The 17,209-nt window shown below is 71.4% G+C and carries 13 protein-coding genes; 10 read left to right on the forward strand and 3 right to left on the reverse strand.

Annotated elements, in window-relative coordinates; all coding sequences use genetic code 11:
- Positions 1 to 31: 31 nt before the first annotated feature.
- Positions 32 to 508, forward strand: coding sequence for a 5-(carboxyamino)imidazole ribonucleotide mutase (gene purE, locus KZ820_RS08585; RefSeq protein ID WP_219748245.1), 477 nt, complete (start codon positions 32 to 34; stop codon positions 506 to 508).
- Positions 505 to 1,578 (forward strand): 5-(carboxyamino)imidazole ribonucleotide synthase, encoded by a 1,074-nt coding sequence (locus KZ820_RS08590; RefSeq protein WP_219748246.1) that lies wholly within the window; start codon positions 505 to 507, stop codon positions 1,576 to 1,578. Before purE ends, KZ820_RS08590 begins: the two co-directional genes overlap by 4 nt.
- Here KZ820_RS08590 and KZ820_RS08595 read toward each other — a convergent pair.
- Entirely contained in the window at positions 1,515 to 2,204 is a 690-nt protein-coding gene (locus KZ820_RS08595) for a pyridoxamine 5'-phosphate oxidase family protein (RefSeq protein WP_219748247.1), read from the reverse strand. The genes KZ820_RS08590 and KZ820_RS08595 overlap by 64 nt on opposite strands.
- Before the next feature lie 301 nt (positions 2,205 to 2,505).
- On the opposite strand from KZ820_RS08595, the gene KZ820_RS08600 reads away from it, so the two are divergent.
- Positions 2,506 to 3,642: an AI-2E family transporter gene (locus tag KZ820_RS08600; RefSeq protein WP_219748248.1), complete on the forward strand. Its 1,137-nt coding sequence runs from the start codon at positions 2,506 to 2,508 to the stop codon at positions 3,640 to 3,642.
- A gap of 48 nt (positions 3,643 to 3,690) precedes the next feature.
- On the opposite strand, the gene KZ820_RS08605 is transcribed toward KZ820_RS08600, so the two are convergent.
- Entirely contained in the window at positions 3,691 to 3,990 is a 300-nt protein-coding gene (locus KZ820_RS08605) for a hypothetical protein (RefSeq protein ID WP_132910109.1), read from the reverse strand.
- Between the two features lie 10 nt (positions 3,991 to 4,000).
- Positions 4,001 to 6,865 (reverse strand): M16 family metallopeptidase, encoded by a 2,865-nt coding sequence (locus KZ820_RS08610; protein WP_219748249.1) that lies wholly within the window; start codon positions 6,863 to 6,865, stop codon positions 4,001 to 4,003.
- A 146-nt stretch (positions 6,866 to 7,011) separates the two neighbouring features.
- Here KZ820_RS08610 and KZ820_RS08615 point away from each other — a divergent pair, with 146 nt between their 5' ends.
- The 7 genes from KZ820_RS08615 (at position 7,012) to KZ820_RS08645 (ending at position 17,072) form a co-directional block, all read left to right on the forward strand.
- On the forward strand, positions 7,012 to 7,476 hold the full coding sequence (locus KZ820_RS08615; protein ID WP_219748250.1) for a MarR family winged helix-turn-helix transcriptional regulator: 465 nt from the start codon (positions 7,012 to 7,014) through the stop codon (positions 7,474 to 7,476).
- Entirely contained in the window at positions 7,464 to 8,897 is a 1,434-nt protein-coding gene (locus tag KZ820_RS08620; RefSeq protein WP_219748251.1) for an efflux transporter outer membrane subunit, read from the forward strand. Before KZ820_RS08615 ends, KZ820_RS08620 begins: the two co-directional genes overlap by 13 nt.
- Positions 8,894 to 10,075: an HlyD family secretion protein gene (locus tag KZ820_RS08625; RefSeq protein WP_219748252.1), complete on the forward strand. Its 1,182-nt coding sequence runs from the start codon at positions 8,894 to 8,896 to the stop codon at positions 10,073 to 10,075. Before KZ820_RS08620 ends, KZ820_RS08625 begins: the two co-directional genes overlap by 4 nt.
- 192 nt (positions 10,076 to 10,267) lie before the next feature.
- Entirely contained in the window at positions 10,268 to 11,812 is a 1,545-nt protein-coding gene (locus KZ820_RS08630) for a DHA2 family efflux MFS transporter permease subunit (RefSeq protein WP_219748253.1), read from the forward strand.
- 365 nt (positions 11,813 to 12,177) lie between these two features.
- Entirely contained in the window at positions 12,178 to 13,371 is a 1,194-nt protein-coding gene (gene kynU / locus KZ820_RS08635) for a kynureninase (RefSeq protein ID WP_219748254.1), read from the forward strand.
- Positions 13,371 to 14,183: a tryptophan 2,3-dioxygenase gene (locus KZ820_RS08640; RefSeq protein WP_219748255.1), complete on the forward strand. Its 813-nt coding sequence runs from the start codon at positions 13,371 to 13,373 to the stop codon at positions 14,181 to 14,183. Before kynU ends, KZ820_RS08640 begins: the two co-directional genes overlap by 1 nt.
- Before the next feature lie 231 nt (positions 14,184 to 14,414).
- The gene (locus KZ820_RS08645; protein WP_219748256.1) at positions 14,415 to 17,072 is read left to right on the forward strand and encodes a M1 family metallopeptidase; all 2,658 of its coding nucleotides are present in this window, start codon (positions 14,415 to 14,417) and stop codon (positions 17,070 to 17,072) included.
- Positions 17,073 to 17,209 lie beyond the last annotated feature (137 nt).

Consider the following 17,209-nt stretch of genomic DNA (forward strand, 5'->3'; position numbering starts at 1 on the left):
CGCGCCGCCGTCGCGCCGCTAACCGCACGCGATGGCGCGCGTCGGCATCATCATGGGATCCACCTCCGACTGGGAGACGATGCGGCACGCGAGCGAGACGCTCGACGCGCTCGGCGTCGCGCATGAGACCAAGGTCGTCTCGGCGCATCGCACCCCGCAGCGGCTCTATGAGTACGCCAGCGGCGCGGCGGAGCGCGGGCTCCAGGTGATCGTCGCGGGCGCCGGCGGCGCGGCGCATCTGCCCGGCATGGCGGCCTCGATGACGCATCTGCCGGTTCTCGGCGTGCCGGTCGAGTCCAAGGCGCTCAAGGGCATGGATAGCCTGCTCTCGATCGTGCAGATGCCCGGCGGTGTCCCCGTCGGCACGCTCGCGATCGGCAAAGCGGGCGCGATCAACGCCGGCCTGCTCGCGGCCGCGATTCTCGCGCTCGGTGACGAAGATCTGTCGGCGCGGCTCCAGGCGTGGCGCGAGCGGCAGACCGAGTCGGTCGCGGTCGACCCCGCATGAGCGAGGGGCCGATCCCGCCGGGCAGCACGATCGGCATCCTCGGGGGAGGCCAGCTCGGGCGCATGATCGCCAGCGCCGCGGCGGATCTCGGCTATCGCACCCACGTTCTCGCACCCGATCGCGAGAGCGTCGCGGCGCAGACCGCCTCCTCGCTTACCCGCGCCGATTATCACAACAAGGTCGTGCTCGCCGACTTCGCCGCGCAGGTCGACGTCGTGACCTATGAGTTCGAGAATGTCGCCGCCGGCCCGGTCGAGTGGCTGGCCGAGCGCGTCCCCGTCTATCCCGGACCGAAGAGCCTCGCGGTGGCGCAGGACCGGGTCAAGGAGAAGAGCTTCGTCGAGCAGGTCGGCGGCCGTCCGGCACGCTGGCAGGCGGTGACCTCGCGCGAGGAGCTCGACGCCGCGATCGCCGCGATCGGCTGCCCGGCGGTGCTCAAGACGACGCGCTTCGGCTATGACGGCAAGGGCCAGGCGCGGCTCGCCTCGCCTACCGACGCCGACGCCGCCTGGGAGGCGATCGGCGGGCCGGCGGTGCTCGAGGCCTTCGTCGAGTTCAGCCACGAATTCTCGATCGTGCTGGTGCGCGGCCGCGACGGCGCGATGACGAGCTACCCGCCGCCGTGGAACGAGCATCGCGACGGCATCCTCCACCGCTCCACCCTCCCCGCCCCGCCCGAGATCGCGCGGCAGTGGACCGAGGCGGCCGCGCTCACCGGGCGCATCGCCGACGCGCTCGACCATGTCGGCGTGCTCACCTGCGAGTATTTCGCGAGCGCCGACGGCCCCGTGTTCAACGAGATGGCGCCGCGCGTCCACAACAGCGGCCATTGGACGATCGAAGGTGCGGCGACCTCGCAGTTTGCCAACCACGTCCGCGCGATCTGCGGCCTGCCGCTGGGCGACACCGGGCTCACCGCGGCGCAGGTGGCGATGGAGAATCTGATCGGCGACGAGTGGGAGCGCTGGCCCGAGATCGTCGCCGAGCCGGACGCCTACCTCCACCTCTACGGCAAGCGCGAGAGCCGCGCCGGGCGCAAGATGGGGCATGTCACGCGCGTGACGCGCTGAGCCGGGCATCGCCGGCTCAGTAGAGATCCTTCCTCACCGCTTCCTGGTAGTCGGCGTCCAGCCGCGCGGCGTCGGCGGCCGACCCGCCGCTGAGCATCGCCTTCATCGCGCCGATCGACGACCGCGTCGCGCGCGAGCTGCGCGTCGGGCGACCAGAGCCGCGCCCGGTTGATCGCCTTGCCGCAGTGGAACAGCACCTGCTCGACCGCCACGACGATGGCGGTCTTGGGTCGCTTGCCGCTCTCGTTCAGATGCTCGAGCAAAGCCGCGTCGTCGCTGATGCGACCGCGCCCGTTAATCCGGAGGAAGACGTCGAGACCGGGGAAGAGGAAGAGCAGCGCCAGCCGATCGTCCTCGACGAGATTATGCAGCGTCTCGATCCGGTTGTTGCCGGGCCAGTCGGCGAAGGCGACGTGCGCGGGATCGACCACGCGGACGAAGCCGGGTGGGCCGCCGCGCGGCGACACGTCGAGCCCCTCGTCACGCCCGCTGGCGAGACAGAAGAAGCTGGCCTGCTTGACATAGGCCTCGTGGAAATCGATCAGCCGCGGCAGCACCGCGCGCTGGATCGTCTCGGCCGGCGGCGCATAGAGGCGGTCGAGGTCGGCGGCGGTGAGATCAGGCATCGACGTTTCCGATGGATCATCGGGCTATAGTCTCTGGCACAGCGCTGCCCACAGGCGCGCTGACCCGGAACGGCGTTCGCAAGAGAGTCCGATCCACCCATATAGAATGGTGCTCCCGCGAACGCAGGAGTCCAGTGCTGCCGACGTGACGCTCGTGGCTCTGGGCTCCTGCCTCCGCAGGAGCACGCGGCTGGTTCACACCAGATGGATCGCACGCTAGCGCACCGGCGCGCGCGGGAGCAAAGCCGCCCGCGGCGGGTTGCCATCGCGTAACGATCTTCTTCCCACCGAGGCTCACCGAATGACGATCCCGCGGCGCCGTGTCGAGAACGGCGGCTTGCTCCTGTTCCTGCTGCTCATCAGCGTCGCGCTGGTGGCGGTAGTGTCCACTTTCCTCGGCGCGCTACTCTGGGCCGCGCTGGCGGCACTGCTGTTCCAGCCGCTCTACCAGCGACTGCTCAAACGCTGGCCCGACCGGCGCAACATGGCCGCGGCGGTGACGCTGCTGATCATCACGGTCGCGGTGGTGATCCCGGCGCTGATCGTCGGCAGCCTCGTCGTCGACCAGGCGGCGGGTGTCTACACCCAGATCCGCGGCGGCCAGATCAATTTCGCGACCTATTTCCAGCAGGTCCACGACGCGCTGCCCGAGCGACTGCAACGGCTGGTGGACAGCTCGGGCTTCAACAGCTTCGAGCGCGCGCAGGCGCAGCTCAGCACGGCGGTGAGCAACAGCGCGAGCACGCTGACGCGCCGCGCGCTGTCGATAGGCGCCAACGCCGCCGCCTTCCTGCTGGCGTTCGGCGTCGGGCTGTACGTCACCTTCTTCCTGCTGCGTGACGGCGACCGGATCGGTCCGGCGGTGGTGCGCGCGCTGCCGCTCGAGCCCGCGGTGGCCGCCAAGCTGGCGGACAAGTTCGTCGCGGTGGTGCGCGCCACGATCAAGGGGTCGGGCGTGGTCGCGATCGTGCAGGGGGCGCTCGGCGCGGTGACCTTCTGGATCGTCGGCCTGCCCGCGGCGCTGCTGTGGGGCATCCTGATGGCGATCGCGGCGCTGCTCCCCGCGGTCGGGCCGGCGATCATCTGGGCGCCGGTCGCGCTCTACCTCTTCGCCACCGGGGCGATCTGGCAGGCGGTGGTGGTGATCCTGTCGGGCGTGCTGGTGATCGGCTTGGCCGACAATATCCTCCGCCCGATCCTGGTGGGCCGCGACACCGGCATCCCCGACTGGCTGGTGCTGGTGACGACGCTGGGCGGGATCGACCTGGTCGGGCTCAGCGGCATCGTGGTCGGGCCGCTGGTCGGCGCATTGTTCATCACCGGCTGGCAGGTGCTGACGGAGCAGCGCGCGGCGCAGCGGAGTGTAGACGACACTCCCTCCCCTTCAGGGGAGGGTCGGGGTGGGGCGTCGCCGTCTCATCGAGACCAGCGCGCCTGAGGAGACGCCCCACCCCAACCCCTCCTCTGAAGAGGAGGGGCTAAGAGCTCACCCCACGCGCGTGCCCGACAGCGGGAAGCTGCCGAACGCGCCCGCGCCGACGCTGCCGGTGATCGTGTCGCCGTCGACCGTCGCGGAAATGTCGAGCGTCATCGGCATCGGCGAGGTCATCTGCTGCTTCCACGCCAGCGTGTCGCCGTTCACCGAACCCTGCACGTCCGAGGCGCCCATCGCCCCCGAGGCCTGACCGGTGAAGCTGTCGCCCTGCGACGTCACCGTCAGCGTCAGCTTCTGATCGCCCAGCGGCGACTTCACGGTGCAATCGTAGGTTCCGTCGACTCCGGCCATCACGCTCTCCTCATTTCGTGGCGGCAGCAGGCGTCGCCGCGGGCGGCGTGCCCGCGACCGCGGATGCCGCCATGACCTCCACCGGCAACCCCAAGGAGTCAAGCTGCGGCTTCACCTTTGCGGCCTCGCCCACGACCACCCAGACGAAGCGCGCCGGGTCGATCGCGGCCTTGGTCGCCGCGGTCACCTGCGGCAGCGTCAGCGCGCGGTACTTCTGCGGGAGCGTCGCGTAATAATCGTCGGGCCGGCGGTAGAGGTCGTTCGACTGCATCGCGTCGAGCACGTTGTCCGACGTCTCGAACTCGCCCGAGAGCGAGCGCGTGCCGCCGTTGATCGCGCGCTCGAACTCGGCCTGCGTCATCGGCTGCGACGTGAGGTACTGCGCGATGTCGCCGCGCAGCGCCGCGACCGCCGGTCCGGTCTGGTCGGCCTGCACCGGCGCCGACACCACATAGGGCGCGGCGAAGGCGTTGCGGCTGAAGTTGCCGCCGACGCCGTAGGACCAATGCTTGCTCTCGCGCAGGTCCATGTTGAGCCGGCCGAGGAAGCTGCCGCCCAGCGCGTCGTTGCCGACCTCGACCGGCAGCAGGTCGTCGGTGCCCCTGAGCCCCGTCTGCACGCCGCCCGCGATCAGCGACTGCGGGCTGTCCGGGCGATCAATCAAGACGATGCGCGGGCTGGCCGAGGTGACCCGCGCCGGGAAGGTCTTGGTCCCCGCGGCGCCGTCGGCACGCCAGTCGCCGAAGCGAGCCTCCATCACGCGCTGCACCTCGGCGAGCGGGCGATCGGAGACGACGAAGATCTTCGCCTTGTCGGGACGCAGCCAGGCCTGGCGGAAGGCGAGCAGGTCGGCGCGGGTCAGCGCCGCGACCGCGGCCGGATCACCCGACCCCTGCGCCTTGGCATAAGGCGAGCCGGGCGAGACCAGCTTGGGCAGCACGCGCCGCGCCAGTCCGTTGGGGCTGGTCAGCTCCTGCGCGATCGCGGTGAGCTGCTGCGTCTTGACGCGCCCCAGCTCGGCCTCGGCGAAGGAAGGCTCGCGCGCGATGCTCGCCCACAGCGCGGCGCCGGCGTCGAGATTGGCGCTGGGCACGCGCAGCCCCAGCGAGGTGCGGTCGGCGCTGCTGCCGCTCGAGATCGATGCGCCGAGCCGCTCGCGCGCCTCCGCGATCTGGATCGAGTTCAGCTCGCGCGTGCCCTCGTCCATCATCGCCAGCGTCAGCTGCTGCGTGCCCAGCTTGTCGGCGACGTCGGCGGCGACGCCCGCGTCGAAGCTGAGCACCGCCTGGGTGACCGGCACCGCGCCGCGCTGCGCGTAGACCAGCTCGATCCCGTTCGACAGCCGCGCGCGCTCCACCTTGGGGAAGCTGAGCGCGCCGATCGGGCCGACGTCGGGCAGCGGCCCGCGCGTGCCCTTGGGCGGCTGCTCGGGCGCCTCCTTCACCGGCGCGGGCGGCGGCACCTTGCTCTCGGCGTAGGCGTCGCGCTGGCCGTTCACGATCTGGAGCGAATAGGCCGGGCGCGTCAGCCATTTGGCCGCGGCGGCGCGGACGCTCGCGGGGGTCTGCGCGGCGAGTGCGGCGAGCTGCTTCTTGTAGAAGCCGGGATCGTCCGAGTAGAGCGCGCCCTCGGCGAGCGCCACCGCCTTGCCGCCGAAGCCGCCGACCGCCTCGAGCCCGCCGATCCGCGCCGCGACCGTGCTGGTGACGTAGCGCGCGACCTCGTCGGCGCTGGGGCCGTCCTTGATGAAGTCGGCGACGAGCTGGTCCATCCGCGCCTGCACCTGCGCCGCGTCGACGCCGGGCCGGACCATGGCGATCAGCTGGAAGGTGCCGACCTGCGCGAAGCTCTCATATTCCGCCGACGCCTGCACCGCGAGCTTCTCGCCCTTGACGAGCACGTTGTCGAAGCGCGAGCTGGCCAGCCCGCCGAGCACGCCGGCGGCGACCTCCAGCGCGGGCGCGTCACGGTCGTTGAGGCCGGGCACCGCCCATTCCTTCATCACCAATGTCGCGGCGACGCGGTCCTTCATGATCTCGCTGGCCTTGCCCGGCAGCGACGAGGGCACCGGCGCGGGCGGCGCGACGCTCTTCGGCCCCGCCGCGATCGCGCCGAAATATTTCTCCACCTTGGCGCGGGCGGTGGCGAGGTCGACGTCGCCGGCGAGCACGAGGACGGCGTTGTTGGGGCCGTAGTGACTGCGGAACCACTCCTTCACGTCGGCGAGGCTGGCGGCGTCGAGGTCGGCCATCGAGCCGATCGTGGTGTGGCCATACGGATGGCTCGCGGGGAACAACCCTTCGGTCGCCTTGTAGCGCAGCAGACCATAGGGCTGGTTGTCGCCCTGGCGCTTCTCGTTCTGGACGACGCCGCGCTGCTCGTCGAGCACGCTCTGGGTGATCGCGCCGGTGAGATAGCCCATCCGATCAGATTCGAGGAACAAGGCGCGGTCGAGCGCGGCGGTCGGCACCGTCTCAAAGTAATTCGTGCGGTCGAAATAGGTCGTGCCGTTGAAGTCGGTCGCGCCGACCTGCTGGAGCGGCTCGAAGAAGTCGCCCGGCGCGTTCTCGCTGCCGTTGAACATCAGGTGCTCGAACAGGTGCGCGAAGCCGGTCTTGCCCTGCGGCTCGTGCTTCGACCCGACGTCGTACCAGACGCTGACCGCGACGATCGGCGCCTTGCGATCGGTATGGACGATCACGCGGAGGCCGTTCTTGAGCGTGAACTGCTGGTAGGGAATGTCGATCGCCTTCACCAGCTCGGACACCGGGGCGGCGGCGGGCAGCGGGGCGGGCGCCTGCGCCCCGACGACGGCGGGAGCGGCGACCAACGCGAGCGCGGAGCCGCTCACCAACAACACACGACGGACCAACATCCAAGCTCCAAACGACGAAAAGCGGAGCACCAACCTTAGCGAACCGCGCCACCGTCACAAGCGCGCGTGTCCCGGCACCAGAAACATTGCGCAATATGGGCTACACAATCGTTGACTGCCGATGCAACCATTGCCAATGCACCGATATGGCTTTCTACGACTCAGCGAGTTTCGAGCGCGACCGCGCGATCGGCTATCTGCTCCGCGTGTGCAGCCAGCACGGGATGGCGCAGCTCGATCGCGCCTTCGCGGACGAGGATCTCACCGCGATGCACTGGGCCACGATGCTGAGCATCGCGCTCGACCGCGACGCCACCTGCGCGATCGTGGCGCGCGACATGGCCTATGACAAAGGCGCGATGTCGCGGATGATCGACGTGCTCGAGGCGCGCGGGCTGGTCCGGCGCGAGCGCAACAGCGACGATCGCCGCTGCAACAACCTGACGCTCACGCCCGAAGGCGCGGCGCTGACCGAACGCTGCCGCCTGATCGCGCTCGCGCTCTGGAACGAGTGGCTGGAGGGCTGGTCAGACGAGGAAGTCACCCTGTTCATCGCGCAGCTGCAACGGCTGCACCGCACCATGGAGGCCGCTGGCCCATGCGCCGCCTGATCCCGCTCTCCGCCGCGCTGCTCGCCAGCGCCTGCGCGGTTCCCGGCTCGCCGCCGGTAACCGTCGCAAAGACCGCGCCCGACCTCGCGCTCGCCGGCCCCTCGGTGACGCTCGCGCCCGACTGGTGGAGCGCGATCGGCGACCCGCAGCTCGACCGCCTCGTCGCCGACGCGCTGGCGGGCAACCCCTCGCTCGACGCCGCCGCGGCGCGCGTGCGCCAGGCCGAGGCGGCGCTGGCGCGCCAGGACGCCGAGCTGCGCCCCGACGCCGCGCTCGACGTCAACGTCCAGGGCCAGCGGCTGTCGAGCAACTATATCATTCCCCCGCCCTTCGCCGGCACGGTGCGCGCGCTCGGCACTGGTCAGGCGGGGCTCAACTGGAACCTCGACCTGTTCGGCCGGCAGAAGGCCGCGATCGCGGGTGCCGCGGCGCAGCTCCAGGCGGCCGAATATGACCGGGCCGCCGCGCGGCTGATGCTCGCTGGCGCAGTGGTGCAGAGCTATGTCGAGCTGGCGCGCGCCGAGCGCCAGGCGGCGATCGCCGAGCGCACCATCGCGACTCGGCAGCAGTCGCTCGGGCTGGTCCAGGTGCGCGAGCGCAACCGGCTCGCCAGCCGCATCGACATCACCGCGGCGCAGACGCTCGTGTCGCAGGCGCAGCTCGCTTTGGTGCAGGCGCAGGGCGCGCGCGCGCTTGCCGCCGACGCGCTCGCCGCGCTGGCGGGGCGCGGCGGCGACTATGCCCGCGCGCTCCAGCCGACTCGGCTCGCCGCCGACGCCGCGCTGCCGGTGCCGGCGACGCTGCCGGCCGACCTGCTCGCGCGCCGCCCCGACGTCGCTGCCGCACAGGCGCGCATCGCCGCCGCCGCGGCGCAGCGCCAGGTCGCGCGCCGCGCCTTCTATCCCAACATCAACCTCTCGGCGCTCGTTGGGCTGCAGGCGATCGGCTTCGGCAATTTCGTCGATCTGTCGTCCGGGATCGCGGGGGGTGGCGCAGCGATCCATCTGCCGCTCTTCGACAGCGGGCGGCGGACCGCTGAGCTGCGCGGCGCCACCGCCGCGGTCGACGTCGCCACCGCGCAGTACAATGAGTCGGTCGTCGCCGCCGCGCGCGACGCCGCCGATGCGATCGCGCGCGTCCAGGCCTCCGACGCCGCGCGCGTGCGCCAGCGCGAGGTGGTGACCGGGCTGGCCGAGACCAACCGGCTCAACGGCGTGCGCGTGCAGAGCGGGCTGTCGAGCCGGCTCGACCTGGTCAACACCGACATCCGCCTGCTCGACGCAGAGCTGGCCGACGCCAACCTCGCGATCGACTCACTGGCGGCGCGCGCGCAGCTCGCCACCGCGCTCGGCGGCGGCTTCGCGCCGCCGACGTCCGCCACCCCCCTTTCCGCCACCGGCGCCCAGGACCTGTCCCGATGACCGACACCGCCGCCCCCACGCCGTCGCCCGCTCCCGCCCTGACGCCCACGCCCACGGGTAAACCGAGGGCACGCCGCCGCGCCTTCCTGATCCTCGGCGCGGTGCTGGCGGTGGTGCTGATCATCTGGGCGATCATGCACTTCTTCTTCGCGCCGCCGGAGGAGGAGACCGACGACGCCTATGTCGCGGGCGACGTCGTCGCGATCACCGCGCGCGACCCCGGCACGGTGACGCAGCTCCACGCCGACAACACCCAGTCGGTCACCGCCGGCCAGCCGCTGATCGATCTCGATCCCACCACCGCCGACGTCAACGTCGCCGCAGCGGCGGCCGAGCTGGCGCGCGCGGTGCGCTCGACCCGCGCCGACTTCACGCGCGTGGGCCAGTCCGACGCCGCTATCGTCCAGGCCGAGGCCGAGCTCAACCGCGCGCGCGACGATTACGCGCGCCGCCGCGGCGCCGCCCAGCAGGGCGCGATCTCGGGCGAGGAGCTGAGCCACGCCGCCGATGCGGTGAAGGTAGCGACCGCCAACCTGCGGCTCGCGCGCGAGCAGCGCCGCCAGGCGCAGAGCGCGGTGCAGGGCACCGACGTCAACACCAACCCCGCGGTGCTCGCCGCCATCGCCAACTATCGCCGCGCCGCGGTGGCGCGCGGGCACATGCACGTGATCGCGCCGATCGCGGGCGTGGTGGCGCAGCGCACGGTGCAGGTCGGCCAGCAGGTCAACGCGGGGACGCCGCTGATGGCGATCGTGCCGCTCGACCGACTGTGGGTCGACGCCAATTTCCGTGAGACTCAGCTCAAGGACCTGCGCATCGGTCAGCCGGTCAAGATCACCGCGGACATGTACGGCGGCGACATCGTCTATCACGGCCGGGTGATCGGACTCGCCGCGGGCAGCGGCAACGCTTTCGCGCTGCTGCCGCCGCAGAACGCCAGCGGCAATTGGATCAAGATCGTCCAGCGCGTGCCGGTGCGGATCGCGCTCGATTCTCGCGAGCTGCGCTCCAACCCGCTGCGCGTCGGCCTCTCCGTGACGACGACGGTCGACACCGCCGACCAGCGCGGCGCGCGGCTCGCGCAGGCCGCGGCGGCGCCCTACCGCGGCGACACCAACGTCGGCACCGACCCTAAGGTCGAGGCGGAGATCCGCCGCATCGTGGCGGCCAACCGGTGAGCGGCGTCGCGGAGCGTCTTGCGGCGGTGACCGCGCTGCTCTTCCCCCATTCCTCCACCCCGGCGAACGCCGGGGTCGAGGTGGGGGACCTCGCCGAGACTCGCCGGCTTCACCCAATTGGACCTCGGCGGCCGTCGGGGTGGCAGGGGTATACAGAGGTCCTCCTTTGCACCTCGCAGGCGGACCTTCACCATGGCTAGCGGCGCGCCGCAGGAACAGGCGCCGCTCACCGGCGTCCAGCTCGGCGTCACCGCCTTCGCGCTGGCGCTCGGCACCTTCATGATGGTGCTCGACAGCACCATCGCCAACGTCTCGCTGCCGACGATCGCGGGCAACCTCGGCGTGTCGAGCGACAACTCCACCTGGGTGGTCACCGCCTTCGCGGTCGCCAACGGCGTCGCGGTGCCGCTGACCGGCTGGCTGATGCGCCGCTTCGGCGTGGTGCGCGTGTTCTGCACCTCGGTGGTGCTGTTCACAATCGCCTCGTTCCTGTGCGGCGTGGCGTGGGACCTGCCCTCGCTGATCCTCTTCCGCGTGCTCCAGGGCGCTGTGTCGGGGCCGATGATGCCGGGCAGCCAGGCGCTGCTGATCTCGATCTTCCCGCACGACAAGCGCTCCACCGCGCTCGGCATCTGGTCAATGACCACGCTGGTCGCCCCGATCATGGGGCCGATCCTCGGCGGCTACATCTCCGACAACTATCACTGGTCCTGGATCTTCCTGATCAACGTGCCGTTCGGCGTCGTCACCGCTCTGGTGTGCTGGTTCAACCTGCGCAGCCGCGAGACGCCGACGATGAAGCTGCCGATCGACACGGTCGGGCTCGGGCTGCTGGTGCTATGGGTCGGCTCGCTCCAGGTCATGCTGGACCTCGGCAAGAACGCGGACTGGTTCAACGACCCGCTGATCGTGGTCCTGACGCTCACCGCGGCGATCGCCTTCGTCGCCTGGGTGATCTGGGAGCTGACCGACGCGAACCCGACGGTGGACCTCACGTTGTTCGCGCGTCGCAACTTCTGGATCGGCAATCTCTGCTTCTCGCTCGGCTATGCGGTGTTCTTCGCCAACATCCTGATCCTGCCTTTGTGGCTCCAGACCCAGCTGGGCTATACCGCGACCTGGGCGGGGCTGGTGGCGGCGCCGAGCGGCGTCGTGGCGGTGATACTGACTCCGCTGGTGGCGCGAATGTCGGGCAAGGTCGACGCGCGCCTGATCGCGACGATTGCCTTCGCCGGTTTCGCGATCAGCTACTGGATGCGATCGGGCTACACCGCGCAGGCGACCTTCGGCGACCTCGTGCTGCCGCTGCTCGTCCAAGGCGTGTCGATGAGCACCTTCTTCCTGGCGATGCTCACGATCTCGCTCGACAAGATCCCGCCGCAGCGGCTGCCCTCGGCGACCGGCATCTCGAACTTCTGCCGCATCACCGCGGGCGGGTTCGCCGCCTCGCTGATCTCGACCGCGTGGGACCGCCGCGAGGCGCTCCACCAGAGCCGGCTCGCCGAGGCGATCGGCAACGGCATGCCCTATCAGCTGGCGGCCGAGCAGATGCAGCGCCTGGGGATGAGCGCGCAGCAGGCCGCCGCCGCGGTAACACGGCAGATGGTGGGGCAGGCCTATCTGCTCGCCTCGGTCGACCTGTTCCGCCTGTCGGCATGGCTCGCAGCGGGGCTGATCCTGCTGGTGTGGACCTGTCGCCGGCCGAGCGCGCCGTCGGGTCCGGTCGCGGCGGACTGAGGAGCGTCCGTGCCCCGGCGGAGGCCAGGGCCCAGTCGGAAGACGTTGGTGAGGCCCCCGACCGCCGGCCCAGCTGGGCCCCGGCCTTCGCCGGGGAACGATGTGGCGATGAGCCGATGGGGCGTGCTGAGATCGGACCCCCCTCTTTCCCACGTGCCACCCCGGCGGACGTCGGGGTCCAGTTGGGAAAGCCGTCGTGACACGTACCATCGTCCCCCACCTGGGCCCCAACGTCCGCCGGGGTGGCAGCGAGCGCGGAGAGGTGGCGAAAACGTCGCGGTGCCGAGAATGAGTGCCGCCGACCGCCGAGCGATGCCGAGCGCGTCGCGATTGGCCCGCCCCCTCCCGCGCGCTAAGACGCGGACATGACCGACTTCGCCGCCACCCGCGCGCTGTTCCACCTGCCGCCGGGCGTGATCTACCTCGACGGCAACTCGCTCGGCCCGCTGCCGCGCGCGGCCGAGGCGCGCGCCGCCGCGGTGATCCGCGAGCAATGGGGCGAGCGGCTGATCCGCGGCTGGAACGACTGCGAGTGGATGGCGCTGCCGACGCGCGTCGGCGACCGTATCGCGCGGCTGGTCGGCGCGCCCGCGGGCAGCGTCATCACCGGCGACACGCTCTCGATCAAGCTGTTCCAGGCGCTCGCCGCCGCAATCGCGCTGCGCCCCGACCGCCGCGTGGTGCTGAGCGACAGCGGCAATTTCCCGAGCGACCTCTACATCGCCCAATCGCTGCTCGACTCGCTCGGCCAAGGTCACGAACTGCGGGTCGTCGCCCCCGAGGCGGTGGCCGACGCGATCGACGACAGCGTCGCGGTGACGATGCTGACCGAGGTCGACTATCGCACCGGCCGCCTCCACGACATGCGCGCGCTCACCGCAAGCGCGCACGCCGCCGGCGCGATCGCTTTGTGGGACCTGGCGCATTCCGCCGGCGCGCTGCCGGTCGACCTCGCCGGCGCGGACGCCGACTTCGCGGTCGGCTGCACCTACAAGTACCTCAACGGCGGCCCCGGCGCCCCTGCCTTCCTCTACCTCGCGCCGCGCCACGCCGAGACCGCGCGCCCGATCCTGAGCGGCTGGCTCGGCCATCGCGCGCCCTTCGCGTTCGAGCGCGACTATGCCCCCGCGCCCGGGGTCGAGCGCATGCGCGTCGGCACGCCGCCGGTGATCGCGCTGTCGGTGCTCGACGCCGCGCTCGACGTCTGGGACGGGGTCGACATGGCCGACGTGCGGGCCGCCTCGATCGGCCTGTCGCAGCGCTTCATCGCCGAGGTGGAGACGCGCTGCCCGCAGCTCACGCTCACCTCGCCGCGCGACCCGCACGCGCGCGGCAGCCAGGTGAGCGTCGCGCACCCCCAGGCCTATGCGGTGATGCAGGCGCTGATCGCGCGCGGCGTGATCGGTGACGTGCGCGCGCCCGACCTGCTGCGCTTCGGCTTCACGCCTTTGTACCTGTGCGAGGAGGAGGTGGTGCGCGCGGTCGCCATCCTCGCCGACGTCCTCGCGACCGGGTCGTGGGACCGCCCCGAGCACCACGCCCGCGCCGCGGTGACGTGATGAGCGAGCATCACGACGCCGAGCTGAACTTCGCCGGGCGCATGGGCTATGGCGATTATCTCGCGCTCGATCGCGTGCTCGACGCGCAGCACCCGCTGAGCGACGCGCACGACGAGCTGCTGTTCATCATCCAGCACCAGACCAGCGAATTGTGGATGAAGCTGGCGGTGCACGAGCTGGAAAGCGCGCGCGACGCGATCCTGGCCGATCGCCTGCCGCAGGCGTTCAAGCTGCTGGCGCGAGTGGCGCGGATCCTGGAGCAGCTCAACGGCGCCTGGGACGTGCTGCGCACGATGACGCCGTCCGACTATACCACATTCCGCGACGCGCTGGGGCAATCGTCGGGGTTCCAGTCGTGGCAGTATCGCGCGGTGGAATATCTGTGCGGCAACCGCGTCTCGGCGACGCTGGGGCCGCACCGCCACCGCGCGCCGACGCTGGCGCGGCTGGAGGCGATCCTCGACGCGCCGAGCATCTACGACGCAGCGCTGGTCCGGCTCCACGCCGCCGGGCTGCTCGCCGACCCGGCGCGCGACTGGCGCGCGCCGCACGTCGCGAGCGAGGCGGTGGTGGGCGCGTGGGAGCAGGTGTATCGCGCGCCCGAGACGCACTGGCCGCTCTACGAGCTGGCGGAGAAGCTCGTCGACCTGGAGGATTATTTTCGGCGCTGGCGCTTCAACCACGTCACCACGGTGGAGCGCGTGATCGGGCTCAAGCGCGGCACCGGCGGCACCGCGGGTGTGTCGTACCTGCGCAAGATGCTCGAGGTCGAGCTGTTCCCCGAGCTGTGGCAGGTGCGCACGCGCTTGTGAGGGAGGCTCGCCATTTCTGCTACCACCCCGGCTCCTCTCCACCCCGGCGAACGCCGGAGTCCAGTTGGGGAACGCCGATGAGACGCACGACCGCCTTCCGACGGGCCCCGGCGTTCGCCGGAGTTATGAAAGAAGCGGGCTGACGAGCAGACCGGGGAAGCGCCGTCGCGGGGGATGCACTTCGGCCGGTTCCGTCCTAGGCCTGCGGCAACCAGAACGAAGGTCGCGCCCATGAGACTCCTGCTGCTCGCCTCCACCGCCCTCTTCCTCGCCGCGCCCGCACTGGCGCAGCAGGCCCCCGTCCCTGCCCCCGCGACCGCCACCCCCGGCCCGGTCCCGCTCGGCCAGCTCCCCGACACCGCGCGCCCGACCGCTTATCGCATCGATCTCACCGTCCGCCCCGAGCAGGAGCGCTTCACCGGCCACGCCGAGGTCGACGCCGAGCTCCGGCGCGCCACCCCCTCGCTCTACCTCCACGGCAACGGCCTCGCCGTCGCCACGGTTCTCGCGCGCGTCGGTGGCCGCACCGTCACCGCGCGCTACACGCAGGTCGACGCTTCGGGCGTGGCGCGGCTTGATTTCGCGACGCCGCTCCCCGCCGGCCGCGTCACGCTCGCCTTCGACTATGACGCGCCCTTCATGACCGGCGCCGAGGGGCTGTACCGCGCCAAGGTCGGCGACGACTGGTACGCCTGGACGCAGATGGAACCGATCGACGCGCGGCGCATGTTCCCCGGCTTCGACGAGCCCGGCTTCAAGACGCCCTTCACGCTCAGCGTCACCGCGGCGAGCGGGCAAAAGGTTTTCGCCAACACGCCCGAGACCGCCACCACCCCCGCGGGCGCGGGGCTGACCCGCCACGTCTTCGCGCCCTCCAAGCCGCTGCCGACCTATCTCGTCGCCATCGCGGTCGGGCCGTTCGACGTGGTGCCCGGCGACGCGCCCGCCAACGCGGTGCGAACGACGGCGCTGCCCTATCGCGCCATCGCCACCAAGGGCCAGGCCGAGCGGCTCCGGCTCGCCGCGACCGAGGGGCCGAAGATCCTCGCGCTGCACGAGCAATATTTCGGCATCCCCTATCCCTACGAGAAGCTCGACCAGATCGCCGGCCCGGTGATGAGCGGCGCGATGGAGAATGCCGGTCTCGTCAGCTATAACGACACCTTGCTGCTGCTCGACCCCGACGCGCCCGCGTCGCAGCGGCGCGGCTTCGGCACGGTGGTGGCGCACGAACTGGCGCACCAATGGTTCGGCGACCTCGTGACCCCGAAATGGTGGACCGACATCTGGCTCAACGAGAGCTTCGCCGAATGGGCGGGCAATCGCGTCGGCGAGATCTGGCAGCCGGGGCTCGGCACCGACGTCGCCCAACTCGCCGAGGCGTTCACCGCGATGGACACCGACAGCCGCGCAAGCGGTCGCCCGATCCGCCAGGAGATCACGCGCAACGACCAGATCGCCAGCGCCTTCGACTCGATCACCTATCAGAAGGGCGGCCAGGTGCTGACCATGGTGGAGCGCTATCTCGGCGCGGAGAAGTTCCGCCGCGGCGTGCAGTTCCATCTGAACCGCTTCCGCTACGCCAACGCCGCCGCGGACGATTTCTTCGAGTCGATGGCGACCGGGTCGGGCGATCCCGGCATCGTCCCGGTGTTCCGCAGCTTCGTGACGCAGACCGGCGTGCCGGTGATCCGCATCCGCGCCGACGGCGCCGGGCGGTGGCAGTTGAGCCAGCAGCGCTACCGCCCGATCGGCGTCGCCGCGCAACCCGCGCCGCAGACCTGGACGGTGCCGGTCTGCGCGCGCCAGGGCGAGACGCGCAGCTGCACCCTGCTCGGCAGCGCGACCGGCACGCTCGCTCTGCGCGGCAGCGGCATCGCGGTGCCCAACGCCGACGGCGCGGGCTATTGGCGTTACAGCCTCGACGACGCCGGCTGGGCCGGGCTGCTGGGGGGCGCCGACACGCTGCCCGCGCGCGAGGCGATGGCGGCGGCGGACAGCCTGTGGGCCGACTTCCTCGCGGGCAACGCCAGCTTCGCGCGCGTGATCGCGGGCGCGCGCGCCTTCGCCGCGCATCGCGAGCGCAGCGCGACGCTGCAACTGCCGCAGGCGATCGCCGAGGTCGAGCAGCTCGACCTCTCGCCCGCCGCGACGGCGGGGCTGCGCCGGCTCGCGGGCGAGCTGTCGTTGCCGCGGTTGCGTGCGCTCGGCGCGGTGTCGTTCGCACCAAGCGCCTATGCGGGCGAGGAGACCGGGCAAGCGCTGCTGCGGCAGAACCTCGTCGACTATGCCGCGCAGACCGCGCGCGACGCGGCGCTCCGTTCGCAGCTCGCCGATGCGGCCGAGGGCGCGCTCGCGGCCACGCCGCGCCCGGTCGATCCGTCCTATCGCGAGCTGGCGTTCGCGGTGGCGGTGGAGGATCGCGGCGTGGCCTTCATGAACCGGCTGCGCGACTCGCTGGCGGAGAGCGGTGATCCGCTGTTCCGCTCGCACGCGGTGCGCGCGCTGGGCCACGCCACCAGCGCCGCGGAGGTGGCGCGCGCGCTCGAGTTCACGCGGGATCCGGCGCTGCAATCGACCGAGCGGCTGACGCTGATGACCCGGCTCGCCTATCAGCCGCTCGGGCGCGACGCGCTGCTGGCGCTGTTCACGCGCGACTTCGACGGCGCGATCGCGGGGGTGCCCGCCTTCGCGCGCGCGCGTATCCCAACGCTGTTCGGCGGCTACTGCAGCGCGGACAAGGCCGACGCCGTCGAGGCGCTGTTCCGCCCGCGGCTGGCGATGCTGGGCGGCGGCGCGCTGGAACTGAGCCAGGCGCTCGGCGCGATCCGCCAGTGCGTCGCGCTGCGCACGGCCAAGCGCGCCGAGGTGGAGGCGGCGTTGCGGTGAGGGGTTGCTCGCGCAAGCAAGCACCGCGTACCATCCCACATGACGTCACCGCGGACTTGCTCCGTGGTCTACGGCGCCGCGCGCATCACCTGTCGTGAAGCGTGCGGACCGGTGGGTCCCCGGAACAAGTCCGGATG

The sequence above is a fragment of the Sphingomonas citri genome (assembly GCF_019429485.1).
GTDB classification, from domain to species: Bacteria; Pseudomonadota; Alphaproteobacteria; order Sphingomonadales; family Sphingomonadaceae; genus Sphingomonas; species Sphingomonas citri.